General features: G+C 38.6%; 11 protein-coding genes and 1 other RNA gene. All 12 read right to left on the bottom strand.

Annotated features, from left to right (window positions below; all coding sequences use genetic code 11):
- Positions 1-169 precede the first annotated feature (169 nt).
- Positions 170-1147 carry an ABC transporter substrate-binding protein gene (locus tag MHB53_RS10650; RefSeq protein WP_340917956.1) on the bottom strand — a complete coding sequence of 326 codons (978 nt, stop codon included), beginning with the start codon at positions 1145-1147 and terminating at the stop codon, positions 170-172.
- 202 nt (positions 1148-1349) lie between these two features.
- Complete coding sequence (locus MHB53_RS10655; RefSeq protein ID WP_340917958.1) at positions 1350-3065, bottom strand: ABC transporter ATP-binding protein; 1716 nt, start codon at positions 3063-3065, stop codon at positions 1350-1352.
- Between the two features lie 120 nt (positions 3066-3185).
- Positions 3186-3485, bottom strand: a complete 300-nt coding sequence (locus MHB53_RS10660; protein ID WP_340917960.1) for an ABC transporter substrate-binding protein — start codon at positions 3483-3485, stop codon at positions 3186-3188.
- Positions 3455-4117, bottom strand: coding sequence for an ABC transporter substrate-binding protein (locus MHB53_RS10665; RefSeq protein ID WP_340917962.1), 663 nt, complete (start codon positions 4115-4117; stop codon positions 3455-3457). Before MHB53_RS10665 ends, MHB53_RS10660 begins: the two co-directional genes overlap by 31 nt.
- Before the next feature lie 167 nt (positions 4118-4284).
- Positions 4285-5253, bottom strand: a complete 969-nt coding sequence (locus tag MHB53_RS10670; protein ID WP_340917963.1) for an ABC transporter substrate-binding protein — start codon at positions 5251-5253, stop codon at positions 4285-4287.
- A 303-nt stretch (positions 5254-5556) separates the two neighbouring features.
- Positions 5557-6525, bottom strand: coding sequence for an iron-hydroxamate ABC transporter substrate-binding protein (locus MHB53_RS10675; protein WP_340917965.1), 969 nt, complete (start codon positions 6523-6525; stop codon positions 5557-5559).
- A 75-nt stretch (positions 6526-6600) separates the two neighbouring features.
- A complete protein-coding gene (locus tag MHB53_RS10680; protein ID WP_340924622.1) occupies positions 6601-7620 on the bottom strand; it encodes a FecCD family ABC transporter permease in 1020 nt (339 codons plus the stop codon).
- Positions 7621-7634: 14 nt separating this feature from the next.
- Entirely contained in the window at positions 7635-8681 is a 1047-nt protein-coding gene (locus MHB53_RS10685; RefSeq protein ID WP_340917967.1) for a FecCD family ABC transporter permease, read from the bottom strand.
- Between the two features lie 11 nt (positions 8682-8692).
- A complete protein-coding gene (locus MHB53_RS10690) occupies positions 8693-9484 on the bottom strand; it encodes an ABC transporter ATP-binding protein (protein WP_340917969.1) in 792 nt (263 codons plus the stop codon).
- A gap of 1075 nt (positions 9485-10559) precedes the next feature.
- Positions 10560-10902: a transfer-messenger RNA gene (gene ssrA / locus MHB53_RS10695) on the bottom strand.
- Between the two features lie 267 nt (positions 10903-11169).
- Positions 11170-11637, bottom strand: a complete 468-nt coding sequence (gene smpB / locus MHB53_RS10700) for an SsrA-binding protein SmpB (RefSeq protein ID WP_340917971.1) — start codon at positions 11635-11637, stop codon at positions 11170-11172.
- A 152-nt stretch (positions 11638-11789) separates the two neighbouring features.
- Entirely contained in the window at positions 11790-14135 is a 2346-nt protein-coding gene (gene rnr / locus MHB53_RS10705; protein WP_340917973.1) for a ribonuclease R, read from the bottom strand.
- Between the last annotated feature and the right edge of the window lie 16 nt (positions 14136-14151).

Genomic DNA, 14151 nt, shown 5'->3' on the forward strand with positions numbered 1-14151 from the left:
ACAAGGGCAGCCAGTCGAACGATTGACTTTTGTAAATCCACGTGTGCTAAGGGCAAGATAGACACGATTTACTGACGCTTCAATTAACATGTTGATATCAATTGTTCCCGAGCAGTGTATGATCATTTACACTCACAATTTGCTATTACCCCTACGCAGAATAGTATGATTATTTATTACCTTCCACTAGCTTATTTGCAATTTCCTCAGCTTGATATAATGCTGATAATGGGTCTGAATTAAAAAATTTTTTAATATCAAATTCGTATACATTGTTGTTTTTCACGGCATCAAAATTATTCCATATAGTTGGAAGTTTAACTCCTTCGCTCCCTTCACTTTTCATTGAAATGATATAGTCACCCATATAATCTCCGACTGTTTCCCAAGATGTATCTATACGTTCCTCTTTTTTATCAATGATGTCACTTTTAACACGTGGAGCAGGTGTCAATTCTAATAATCTATATGCAGCTTTGCTACCTCGCTCACCCAAATCACCGATGATCATTACATTTTTATCCATGCCATAATCAGCAACTGTAAATGTTGCACCTTCTGGAATAACTTCCTTTATTTTTGCCTTGGCAGCATCGACACACTGATCAAAATCAGCTAGCCATTTCTTCGCGTCATCTTTTCTGTTCAATATTTCAGCCATTGCGTTAATTTCTTCATGAATTGAATTGTATTTAGTAGTATCGTAAACAATTGTCGGTGCAATTTTTGAGTAATTCTCATATGCTTCTTGATCCCAAGTAATGATTAAGTCCGGTTCAAGTTCCAGTACTTTTTCCATTGAAACTGCACCCTCTACACCAATATCCTCGATGCCATCTGATACAAGCCGCTTCAAAAACGCACCATAATCTGTTAAAGTTGAAGGTGCTCCAACTGGCATTAGACCTAAAGCCATAACTTGTCCTAAATGCCAATCAACTACAACACGCTCAGGATGATCAGGCACGTCAACTTCACCCATTACTGTTGATATTTTCCGAGTTTCTGCATTGCTTATTTTATGACCAGTTGTTTCAGTTTGCTCTTGATCTTTTGTCGCATTTACATCATTTGAACAGGCGCAAAGTAATAAAACAAACCCTAATGTTACTATTGATTTAATCACTAGCTTTGATCTTTTTAACATTGTCATATACTCCCTATCCGTATTTTCATATACCTTTTTTATCATACTAAAATCTGATATTCTTCTTTGTAATTTGTTCTTCTACTACTCTATAATCACCATCGTTATTTAAGCCTTATATGATTTAAGGATACATATGATGATTTCTCCTTGATAAAATGAGCACTCTGCCACCAAGATTTGCTTCAAAGTCTAATCGCTTTTACATACTAAATTGCGCTTCGTGAAGCCTGTTATAAGCGCCTTTTAAAGCAAGTAGCTCATAGTGACTTCCTTGTTCAGCTATCCCATCCTCTGTAACAACAATAATCCGATCTGCATTTTTAATTGTTGCTAATCGGTGCGCAATCACAAGCGTAGTACGTCCTACCGATAATTCTGTTAGGGCCTGTTGAATTGCGACCTCCGTTTCAGTATCTAGTGCAGATGTAGCCTCATCCAAAATGAGGATAGATGGATTTTTTAGGAACATTCGAGCAATGGATAGACGTTGTTTTTGACCACCAGATAGTTTGACACCTCGTTCTCCAATCAATGTATCCATCCCTTCAGATTGTGATAAAATGATATCTTCCAACTGAGCTCTTCTTGCCGCTTCCCATATCTCCTCTTCAGAAGCAAGTAGATCGCCATATGCTATATTCTCTCGAATCGTTCCATCAAATAGATATACATCTTGTTGGACAATTCCAATTTGAGAGCGGAGAGATGCAAGGGTCATTTGTCGAGTCTCCATTCCATCAATCAGTAAAGAACCTTCCTTAATATCGTAAAAGCGAGGTAAAAGACTACAAATCGTCGTTTTCCCAGCGCCGGATGGCCCAACAAGGGCTACTGTTTCTCCTGCATGAATCGTTAAATTGATATTAGCTAATACGTTCTCTTTGCCCTCATAACCAAACGATACGTTTTGGTATTCTATATTCCCTTCCAAATGTTGGACAGTGATTGCATCCGGTTCATCCGCTACATCAGGCTCAGTTTCAAGCATCTCTATGTAGCGCTTAAATCCAGCAATACCTTTTGGATACATTTCAATCACGCCGTTGATTTGTTGAATTGGTCCTAAAAACACATTCGACAGAAGCACAAAGGCAAGGAACTCTCCGTACGTCATATCTTTATTGATCACAAACCACGTTCCGCATAGCAGAACAAACAATGTGACAATTTTCATGAGAATATAGCTAATGGATGAATTCCAAGCCATCACACGATAGGCAATTAATTTTGAATCACGAAAACGCCCGTTATTATCATTGAATTGAGCGATTTCATGATCTTCATTGGAAAATGCTTGAACGACACGCATACCACTCACATTGTTTTCTACACGTGCATTAAAATCGGCAATATCTGCAAAGAAGCGCCTAAATGCGATAGACATTTTCTTACTGAAGTACAATGATAGACTGATAATAAGTGGAACAATAATAAAAGTAAGTACAGCCAGTTGTGGGTTTATCGTGAACATGATTGCAAATGCACCAGTGAGAGTCATAAAAGCGATGAACAAATCCTCAGGCCCATGATGTGCAATTTCACCAATATCCATTAAATCGTTTGTCATTCTTGAAACCAAATGACCAGTTTTATTATTATCAAAAAAGCGGAACGATAACTTCTGTACATGCGTGAAAAGATCTTTTCGCATATCCGACTCTATATTAATGCCTAACTTATGTCCCCAGTAGGTGACAATATAATGGAGAGCCGCACTGATAATATAAATTCCGAGTAACGAGACGCATCCCCATAAAATCCAACTCCAGTTTGAGCTAGGTAACAAATCATCTACAACACGATGGACCGCTAGCGGAAACGCTAGTTCCAATAATGCTGCTATGATTGCACAAGAAAAATCGAGATAGAAAAGTTTTTTATAAGGTTTGTAATAAGAGAAAAAACGCTTTAACAATATGGATCACGCTCCTAAATTTCCACATATTTTTACTACTTTCTTTTATTAGACACTTAAATTCTTTTTCGGTATTTAGGTCTTAATCTGTTCAAAGGAGCTTTACATATCATTTCCAGCTTAATTCTTCATCATAAGTTTAGGCAATTCATCTAATAGCCTTTCTCTAGTGATCGGGTCATCAAAGTTCCATAGACTGTCCATGATATATACATGTCCGGTTTTAACAGCTGGAATCATTTTCCAGGTGTCGCTATTCAAAAGATTTTCAGTTTCTGTAGTAGTTTCTTCACTTTGATCTGTCAAAACAAACAGTACATCGCCTGCGTACTCTGGTAATACCTCCTCAGAGATATCAGAGAATCCGTCGCCATTGTCAATCAGTTGTTTCACTTTTTCTGCTGGTTGGAAACCAAGCATTCATATAATGATACACTCAAACCTTGATGCCCTATCACATATAGTTGCTCCCCCATTTGTAATAGTACAGTTGCTGTCTCATGGGATTGAATATCAAGATTCAACAATTCCTTCGTCTTTTCCGCTTTAGCTTGATAGTTTGTTATGAAAGAATCCGCTTCGGTCTTTTTACCGAATATTTCCGCAACTCTCTCCAAACGTTCGAACGTTCCAACTTCACCAATTACGACAGTTGGATCAATTTTTGCCAATGAATCAATCGCCTTGTCATCCCAGTCATTAAACACGATCAAATCCGGATTCAGTGCAATAATCTTTTCAAGGTTTGCAGGATAACCAATATCCTCCATCCCTCCAAGGAGATCGGGATAAGCTACCTGCGTACCGATTACTTGTAAACTAGATCCTAATGGTTTAACGCCAAGTGCCAACAGATCACCTGGATCGCTGCCGATATAAACAACTCGTTGCGGATTAACTGGCACTTGGACTTCACGACCCTTGGAAATTAGATAATTGGTATGCTTAGCCTCACCTTCTGATCCGGCATCCGTTAGCTTATCTACTGGCTCTGACTTACTTGCATCTTTAGAAATGTTTGAGTCTGTTCCACATGCTAAAATCAGTATCATTGTCAGGAAAGCTGGACATATTATAGTAATCCATTTTTTAGTGCCACCCTGCTTTTCCTCCTAATCTCCCACCAAAATCATAATAGTGGCGTTTTCGTGCTTTTACTGACGGTAATACTAGTCTAACACTAGCTATTTTGATATTTATCTTTCTCAATGTCGAATTACTATTCAGGCTTCTTCTTAGAAACTAGCATATCAGCCACTTCTTCCACTTGCGCTAAAACTGCAATTGGATCGTACGGCCAAAAAAAGTCCGGATCAAGATAGAAAATTTTATCATTTTTAACAGCGTCGATCGAAGCCCAAACAGGATCTTCTTTGTCTAACACCCCACCATTTGATTGATCAAAAAAGATATAATCTCCGGCATAATTAGCCAACACCTCAAAAGAAACCTGTTTGTACGTCTCACCTGCATCGATTAGTTCTGTTTTAACAAGTTCTGGCGGCGTTAATCCAAGATGTTTGTAAATTGCTTGCCCACCACGGTAAATACCATCACCATAGATATAAGAGTCTTTATCAAAAGCCCCAAAGATAGAAACTGTTTCTCCCTCGTCCATTACTTTCTGGACTTTATCGCGCTGTTCTTGAACTTTCTTATCAAAGTCCGATAACCAGGCTACTGCTTCTTTATCCTTACCTAGCATCTCTCCTATTGCACTTACTTCCTCGTAAACATCACCATATGTTTCGTAAGGTATAATGACAGTCGGAGCGATTTTAGAAAGTTGATCAAATGTGCCTTTTTCAGCATCAGCACTTATGATTAAATCTGGATTTAAACTCATGATTGCCTCAATAGAGTTCTCTCCTGTACTTTCAATACCAGTGATTAAATCCTGGATATGAACGTTCTCAAGGTCTCTTTTTGTTGCCCCAACAGGTTCCGTCCCTAGTAAAAGCAATGTAGGTAAATATGCATCTACAACAATTCTTTTAGCGTTAGCGGGTATTTCAATATCACCATGAATGGTGTTAACTGTTCTTATTTCTGGTTGTTCTCTTGCGGACGATTCGAGCTCTTGCTTACTATTAGTGGTTTCGCTACCCGAACTACTACAAGCAGCCATAACAATAGAAATCATAACGAGTAACATACTAAGGACAACATACGATTTTTGCTTTAACAATATTATTCCTCCTAATTAATGAAGATTCTCGTTTTTTAATAGCCCACTCTATTACGCTTCGGCGTGATTCAGTCCAAAATGTATCGAGCTTGCTCGATACATTCCTAAATCTGTGACATCCGCCGAACGCATTTAACTTTATGCAGCTAGGGTTTTGAAGCCCACTGAATTATAGAACTGTTTTGCGTTCATCTTGCCATTTATAGAAGTGGAGACTTCTGCTAAATGAAGTTAATGTGTAGATTTCAACATATTTTTAGCTGCATGTGTTATGTGGAGAAAGTACCCTTCTCTGCATATCTATTATTTAGTAAGGGATTCTACTACCCCGTCTATAATTTGCGTGTTTGCAATTACACCTGCATATAACCAGCTAGTATCTGAACCGTATTCATAAATTTGGCCATTTTGCACAGCAGGAATGTTTTTCCACAAAGGGTCTTTTAGCATTTCTGCACCATTTCCTTTGTCGCTATTAATTAAGAAAAGATGATCTGCATCAAGTTCAGCTAAACGTTCTAAAGAAACCTCTGACCAATTTCCCGTTGCAGTGCTGGAAATTTCTTTGACTACACTTGGGGTTGAAAGACCAAGATCTCCATATAACACAGTGCCACTAGATACATTTTCGCTAACGATATAGAAAGTATTATTTACAAGCCAAATCGCAGCAGCTGATTCCGAGCCAACATAATCTTGTATCAACTTCTTCGATTCTGCGGCCTTCATTTCATATTCTTTTAATACTTTTTTCGCTTCTGATGTTTTTCCAAAAATGCCACCCATGGTTAATAACTGCTCTCTCCAATCGCCATTATTTTCTTCTTCCACAACATAAGTTGGAGCAATTTTATTGTATTGTTCGTATTTAGACCCTTCGACAGCATGTGCAGAACCCATAATGATTAAGTCGGGCGTAAAGCTGGCCACAACTTCAAATGGTAATTCTGACGGAATCGACGGTACTTCTTTTAAATAATCCTGGAGATAATTTTGTACCCCTGCACCGTCATTAATCCCCCACTGTGCAACAGGTTTAATTCCAAGTGCGACTAAATTATCTTCTAAATAGGAAGCAATCACCCTTTTAGGATTTGCGGGAATAGTAACTTCATGTCCCATTACATCCGTTATTGTACGCCCTGTTGATGTTTCTTCTATAACTGGTTCAGATTGCTTATCTTCATTCTTTTTATCGTTACATCCAACTAGAATGAATAAAAGCACTAAAAAACTTGCAATCATTCTTGTTACTTTTTTATGATTAGACAACTTTTCCACTCTCCAATATCCTTTTATAACAATAGTAGTAGTCCCTCTCATTAGCTGACTATTAGACATTTTCCATCAATCTTTTAAGCGTGAAAGTAAGTAAAGGAAGTACGGTGCACCTATCACAGCGACAACAATACCTGCTGGAATTTCTGATGGTTGTAAGATCCAACGACCGATTGTATCCGCAACAATAACCAACAGCCCTCCTGTCAAAGCAGAAGCCGGAATTAAAATTTGATGTTTAGACCCGACAAGTTGACGAGCCAAATGGGGCCCAATTAGTCCGACAAATCCTATACCTCCGCTAACTGATACACTAGCTCCTGCTAATCCTACGGCAGCTGCGAGTAAAATACGCCGCTCTTTTTCAATCGATGTTCCGAGACCTGTTGCCGTTAGATCACCTAGATTCAATACGTTAAGCACACGTGCTCTCGAATATACAAATGGAATTAAAACAATGACCCAAGGTAATAGCGAAAATACAAACTTCCAATTTGATCCCCATATACTTCCTGCTAACCAAGTTGCCACAAACTGATAATTTTCTGGACTTAAACGGAGGGTTAACACGATCATCGCTGAACTAATACCTGCAGCAACTGCAACGCCTGTTAATAATAGCCGCATTGGTGAGATTCCCTCATATCGTTTATAGGCTAATGAATAAATAATAATGGCTGTAATGCCTGCGCCTGTAAACGCCAAAACTGGGAGTAAAAATACTGGAGCTGCTGTCGTTGATGGGAAAAAGGAAATAAAAAGCATAACTGCTAGCCCTGCTCCCGCGTTAATCCCTAATATTCCCGGATCAGCTAATGCATTGCGGGATATCCCCTGTAACACGCAGCCTGATACAGCAAGTCCCATACCTACAAGAATGGAAATAATAATCCGTGGCAAGCGAAATTCATACAATACAAGTTGCTGCTTTTCGTTCCCTAAACCAAACAATGTACGCATTACTTCCAATGGAGACAACCTGATGAATCCCGTATTCATGCTAATAATAATAACGATGATTATGAGCAAACCAAGAGTAGCAATGATCAGTCGATTTCGAGTATGTATTTTATGTTGAATATGCGTCATAAACGGCTTTTCCTTCATAGTTCTTTCCCTCCTTTTCGTGCGAGATACAGGAAGAATGGAACCCCAATTAAAGCAATCAAAGCACCAATTGGTGTTTCATAAGGAGGATTAATCATTCTCGCACAAAGATCAGCCAAGACAACTAACAGTCCTCCTAGAACAATCGAGCAAGGAATAATCCACCGATAATCATGTCCGACTAGAAAACGAGTTAGATGGGGAACAATTAACCCAACAAAACCAACTGCGCCTACAACAGAAACGGCTGCTCCGGCCAAAATAAGCACAAAAATCATTCCAAATACTTTAATGGTCTTTGTTCGTTGACCGAGTCCAATAGACACTTCTTCACCAAGACTTAATAATGTAATCGACCGTGACAGAATCACTGCGCCAATCATGGCCACCAAAATCCAGGGTGACATAATTTGGAGGTGAATCCATTTCGTACCCGATACACCACCCGCATACCAAAAGGCCAAATCTTGACCGATTCGGAAATATAGTGCAACACCTTCACTAAGTGCGGCTAACAATGCACTAACCGCAGCTCCTGCAAGCACAAGACGCATGGGTGTTAACCCGCCTCTTGACATGGAACCGACCCCATAAACAATTCCAACACCTAACCCAGCACCTAAAAACGAATACATGATTAAATACATATAAGGTAGACCTGGAAAAAGGGCGAAGCATAGGGCAAGCATAAATGCAGCGCCCGAATTAAGTCCCAATAGTCCAGAATCGGCTAATGGATTTCGAGTCATTCCTTGCATCAGTGCACCAGATACTGCGAAACATGAACCAACCAGCGCTGCACCAAGAACACGTGGCATCCTGATTTCTCGAATAATTTGATGGGAAGTTAAATCTGCATTAAATTGAAACACCGCCTCCCAAACGGTAGTGAACTTAATGTCAGCAGCTCCAAAGGAAATAGATAATCCAATTGCAATCAGCAATGCTAATATGCCCCCAAATAAAACAACGACAGCAATAATTGGATGCGAATGCTTCTTTATTTCTTTTAATTCTGTGGTCACTTCCGCTCGGGTAGACATACTTTTCCTCCTTACTTCTTCTGACACATTTGATAAGATAAACAAATTGGGTTCGTACTAAATGGGCATGTCACTATACTTGCATCAATATTAAAAACCAGTTGTAAATTTGGACAAGTCATCAGTTCGGCTGGCGTACCTTCTCTCATTAATACACCATCCTTCATAGCAATCATGTAATGGGAAAATCTCGATGCGTGATTTAAATCGTGAAGTACCATAATGATTGTGCGACCTTCCTCTTCATTAAGTCGCTGCAAAAGCAGTAATATGTCCAGTTGATGAGCCAAATCTAAATACGTTGTTGGTTCATCAAGAACCAGGATTTCTGTGTCCTGGGCAAGCGCCATCGCAATCCATACCCGTTGCCTTTGACCACCGGATAATGCATCAATCGGACGATCAATAAACTCATTTAATCCAGTTACATCAATTGCCCAGTAAATAGATTCATAGTCTTCCTTTTTTAAAGAGCCAAACCCCTTTTGATGAGGAAACCGGCCATATGAAACGAGCTCAAATACAGTTAATCCCCCGGGTGCATCCGCTGTTTGCGGCAATATCGCCATCTTTTTGGCAACATCTTTCGTCGCTAGTTGATGGATGGCATACCCATCTAAATAGACAGCGCCACTTTTCATTTTTAATATTCTAGATATTGCTTTCAATAAAGTTGATTTCCCGCAACCATTTGGACCAATAATCGTTGTTATTTTATTTTTTGGGATGGAAACACTTAAATCCTCAATTATCAGTGCGTTTGAATAGCCAATGGCTACCTGATCTACTTTTAAATCTTCCATATTATTACACCTCTCTTATTATCAAAATCTATGACATCCGCCGGAGGCATGCATCCCGGCAATTATTAAAGTAGGGACTTTTGCTGAATGAAGTTAATAAATGTGAAAATGCATTTTTGAATCGTCATGTAACTTTGATTTATAGATGATTGTTTAAGTGATAATGATTATCACTATCACTTGTCTCATCTTAGATGGTCTTTTGACAATTGTCAATACAATCCTTACATTACTAATTTAAACATTAAAAAAATTGTCAAATAAATGAATAATATTTCATTTACACCATCTTTTTAAAATGAAGTAACAATAATACAGCTTTTTTCGACACAATATCTAGTTGCATACTCTGATTTATAGAGTACCTTAATTAATAAATCGATATATCCTACTCATAACCGTTACACAACCTATCCATGATTCTCATCTGGAGCGATATAAAACTCCGTTATTAATTGGTCTTTTTGAAGCATGTTCATTATTGATAATAGATGGTTTTCTAGTAGGAGTTGATTTCATTAAATGGTTCGTTTGTAGAATAATACTACAATAATATTAAATAAAAAAAGCCATATTATCGCTAATAGCAATGATATGGCTTTCTAATATTCAAGCATATATTTTCATAAAGTATTTTAAAGCATAAATCTTCACTTTTGGAAAACTTATGTTTGCAGTCACAAATGTCTATCATATTTTTTAAAGATTATTGAAATAATAATAATTTGAAGTATATTAAAGTTACAAACACAAATAAAAAACCACCAAATATGTATTTGGTGGAGACGGTGGGACATGCTATTCCATGCTTTCGTCATGGCACTGACTATGTCTTGAACCTGTATTACACAGGCCCCTCGGCGTATTATGCGAAAGTATATTTACCTCTGTTTATCACAGGTAGATTCTCGCATCCTAGTACTACCAGTTGTACTGGCAGCCTATAAGTCGATACACGGCTGTTGGATTACTCCACATACCGCTCGGCATTGCCTTACCGCATTACATGCGACTTAGGTTTCACCGATAAAGCCGAATTTTCACTTATGTGTTACCACATAAGGCGACTATTTACTAATCGAACCCACGTCCAGAAATATCGCCACTTAAGCGTCTACGAGTGTAGTCGATATATTAGTATTTCGCATCTTCTTCCGCCTATCAACAGGCATCAGAAGCGCTAGCCCGATTGGTCTCTTCCATGGTCCCCAGGCGGAGGACTTCCGGTGTAGCCCACTTAGAGTGAGTCCCTTACCCTACCACATGGGCGATGGAGGGAGGAACCGCTATCGACTGTTATTAAGCAGCGAAAGCGAAGTTGTTGTTTTCTTTGCCAGTTATTATTGGCTTTGACGTTTTAACGAGGCCGATCCCCTCGACTCGCAACTTAAGCTCAAACTATCCCTGTCGAATCCGTAACGTCCCCATGAGTAAAAGATAAGCGGTGAATATCCGCGTCAGCTTGTTTGTTCGCATCCCTCACGTACTTTGTACGCTCCGGTGCTCTCGCACTGCGCTTCCTTGATCTTCTTGTTCTCTTTTCCTCATTTTGCGGAGGATAGATAAGCTATGAAGATTCAAATCACTATGCCTTATCAATATGGGCGCTCGGGTATAGAGCACTTCATCACTTACATTTATTATTATAACATAAACTCACAAAAAATCAATGTTGGCAAGGCTACTTACATTTTTTGGCGTTCACGGAATGCTCTTTCGATATCGCGTTTTGCTTCTTTTTGTTTCAAATCTTCACGTTTATCATATTTCTTTTTCCCTTTACCAAGCCCAATTAAAACCTTAGCAAAACCATTTTTCAAATATACCTTTAATGGGATAATGGAATATCCTTGTTCTTTTGATTCGCCAATTAATTTATTGATTTGCTTGCGATGCAATAATAGCTTCCGGGCTCGAAGTGGATCATGATTATATCTATTACCTTGTTCATAAGGGCTAATATGAGCATTATGCAAATAAATCTCACCTTGATTAATACGCGCAAATGAATCTTTTAAGTTAATTCGCCCCGCACGTATAGATTTAATCTCCGTTCCTTGCAATACGACTCCTGCTTCAAATGTCTCTTCGATAAAAAAATCATGGTTTGCTTTTCTATTTTGTGCAATCATTTTCCCTGTCCCTTTTGGCATTTGTTCTCCCCCCTAGCGTTCCTTCTGTTTTTCTATTATACACGAGTGTGAAAAAGGTTAGAAGCATAACTACTTCCAGACTGTTTGATATATATTACAACGGCGTAGCTCCTTTTCTAGCAACGCCGCTGTTCCTTCTTCAAACCTGAAGCCTAGCGCTTTTTCCCACTACGTTTTTTTCTTGTTGTCGAAGGTTTATTTTCATACGATTTCTTCTTTTTTTTCTTTTTCGGAGGCTTTGTCGACCATTCGTCATCTCCAACTACTACTATTGAATCTTTGCTAATACTTTCTTTAGCAGGTGCTTTTAACTTCACAATTCTTGGTTTCTGTTCTTCCTCTTTACGTCTACGGTTATTTTTCATACCGACGATTTCAAAGTCGATATCATGTTCAATTTTATTTACTTTAATTAATCGTACCGTTATTTCATCGCCAATTCGAAACACATTTCCAGTTCGCTCACCAATCATGGCCAGATGTCGTTCATCATAATGATAATAATCATCCGTCATAAAGCTTACATGAACAAGGCCCTCAATTGTGTTTGGAAGTTCAATGAACATACCGAAATTAGTGACTGAACTAATGATACCTTCAAATTCTTCACCAATTTTGTCTTCCATGAATTCCGCTTTTTTCAACTCATCTGTATCTCGCTCTGCCTCAACTGCACGACGCTCTCGTTTAGATGTATGGTCCGCAATCTCAGGTAATTGAGCGTTCCATTTTGCCCGTGTAGCTTCATCTAATTTACCTTCAATTAAATAATTACGGATTAGACGATGAACAATCAAATCCGGATACCTGCGGATCGGTGAAGTAAAATGGGTATAGTATTCAGTAGATAATCCAAAGTGGCCTAAGCTCTCAGGGTCATATTTTGCTTGCTGCATCGAACGTAGCATAACCGTAGATATAACCATTTCTTCTGGTTTGCCAGCCACAGCTTCAATAATTTCCTGTAAAGCGCGCGGATGAACAGCATTTGCGGTCCCTCGTACAACCAACCCAAAGTTCGTAATAAATTCAAAGAAACGTTGCAACTTTTCTTCTTTAGGATTTTCATGAATACGGTAAATGAACGGAACATCCATCCAGTGAAAATGCTCTGCAATTGTTTCATTAGCAGCAAGCATAAATTCCTCAATTATCCTTTCACCAATTGACCGCTCTCTAATAACTACATCTTTTGGTTTTCCACTTTCATCAACCAATACTTGCGCCTCTTTAAAATCAAAATCAATCGCTCCACGCTTTTTACGTTTACTCTGTAGAACACCTTGCAACTCTTCCATTAATTCAAACATTGGAACAAGCTTCTCATATTTTTCACGAAGTGCTTCATCTTTGTCTAACAAGATTTTATTCACATCTGTATATGTCATTCTTTCCGTTGTCTTGATCACACTTTGAAAAATTTCATGCTTTAAAACTTCCCCGCGGTCATTTAATTCCATTTCACAGGATAGCGTAAATCTATCCACTTGAGGATTGAGTGAGCAAATCCCATTTGATAATCTGTGTGGTATCATTGGAATTACCCTGTCAACTAAATACACGCTTGTGCCACGATCATATGCTTCCCGATCAAGCGCTGAACCTTCTTGTACATAATGACTTACATCCGCGATATGAACACCAAGTTTGTAATTTCCATTTTCAAGCTTTGTAATGGACACCGCATCATCAAGATCTTTTGCATCCGCACCATCAATTGTAACAATCGTTTCTCCACGCAAATCTTTTCGGTTTGGAATCTCCGACTCTTCTACTGTATCGGAAATACTATTCGCTTCTGCCATTACTTCATCTGGAAAAGCAAGTGGTAATTCATGTTGGTGAATAATAGACAATATATCTACACCTGGGTCATTTTTATGACCAAGTATTTGAATCACTTCACCCTCGGCATTTTTACGATTTTCTGGGAAAGTAGTTATTTTAACGACTACTTTATGACCTTCCACCGCACCCATATCTGCACTTTTCGGAATAAAAATATCATCAGCAATCTTTTTATCATCTGGAATGACAAATCCAAAATGTTTACTTTCTGTAAATGTCCCAACTACTTTATCCGAGCCCCGTTGAATAATGCGAATAACGGCCCCTTCTGGTCGTGATCGAGAACTACTAGTAGATATACGAACAAGTACCGTATCTCCATGCATTGCACCATTTTTCTCGTGTGGTGGAATAAAAACATCATCTAAACCTGCTTCTTCAGGTAATAGAAAAGCAAATCCTTTCGCGTGCCCAGAAAGGGTACCGCGAACAAGATTCATTTTCTCTGGAAGTCCATAACGGTTACTTCTCGTTCTAACAACAAGTCCATTTTCCTCCATTTGCACTAACGCTTTTACGAAATACTTAAAGTCTTCCGAATCGCTAATTTGGAAAGCCTCTTCTAATTCTTTAACAGTTAATGGCTTATATGCCTCTTCTTTCATATATGCCAATACTTGATCCATATATTTCTGTATCACGTCTTCCATCTTTTTCCCTCCTTCA

The sequence above is a fragment of the Bacillus sp. FSL K6-3431 genome (genome assembly GCF_038002605.1).
Classification (GTDB): domain Bacteria; phylum Bacillota; class Bacilli; order Bacillales; family Bacillaceae_C; genus Lederbergia.

Excerpts from the sequence above, each read along its gene's own strand:
- MHB53_RS10690 (WP_340917969.1), bottom strand. The coding sequence starts at position 9,484 with ATGGAAGATTTAAAAGTAGATCAGGTAGCCATTGGCTATTCAAACGCA.
- MHB53_RS10660 (WP_340917960.1), bottom strand. The coding sequence starts at position 3,485 with ATGCTTGGTTTCCAACCAGCAGAAAAAGTGAAACAACTGATTGACAAT.
- MHB53_RS10680 (WP_340924622.1), bottom strand. The coding sequence starts at position 7,620 with ATGACGCATATTCAACATAAAATACATACTCGAAATCGACTGATCATT.
- smpB (WP_340917971.1), bottom strand. The coding sequence starts at position 11,637 with ATGCCAAAAGGGACAGGGAAAATGATTGCACAAAATAGAAAAGCAAAC.
- MHB53_RS10665 (WP_340917962.1), bottom strand. The coding sequence starts at position 4,117 with ATGATACTGATTTTAGCATGTGGAACAGACTCAAACATTTCTAAAGAT.
- MHB53_RS10650 (WP_340917956.1), bottom strand. The coding sequence starts at position 1,147 with ATGTTAAAAAGATCAAAGCTAGTGATTAAATCAATAGTAACATTAGGG.
- MHB53_RS10685 (WP_340917967.1), bottom strand. The coding sequence starts at position 8,681 with ATGTCTACCCGAGCGGAAGTGACCACAGAATTAAAAGAAATAAAGAAG.
- rnr (WP_340917973.1), bottom strand. The coding sequence starts at position 14,135 with ATGGAAGACGTGATACAGAAATATATGGATCAAGTATTGGCATATATG.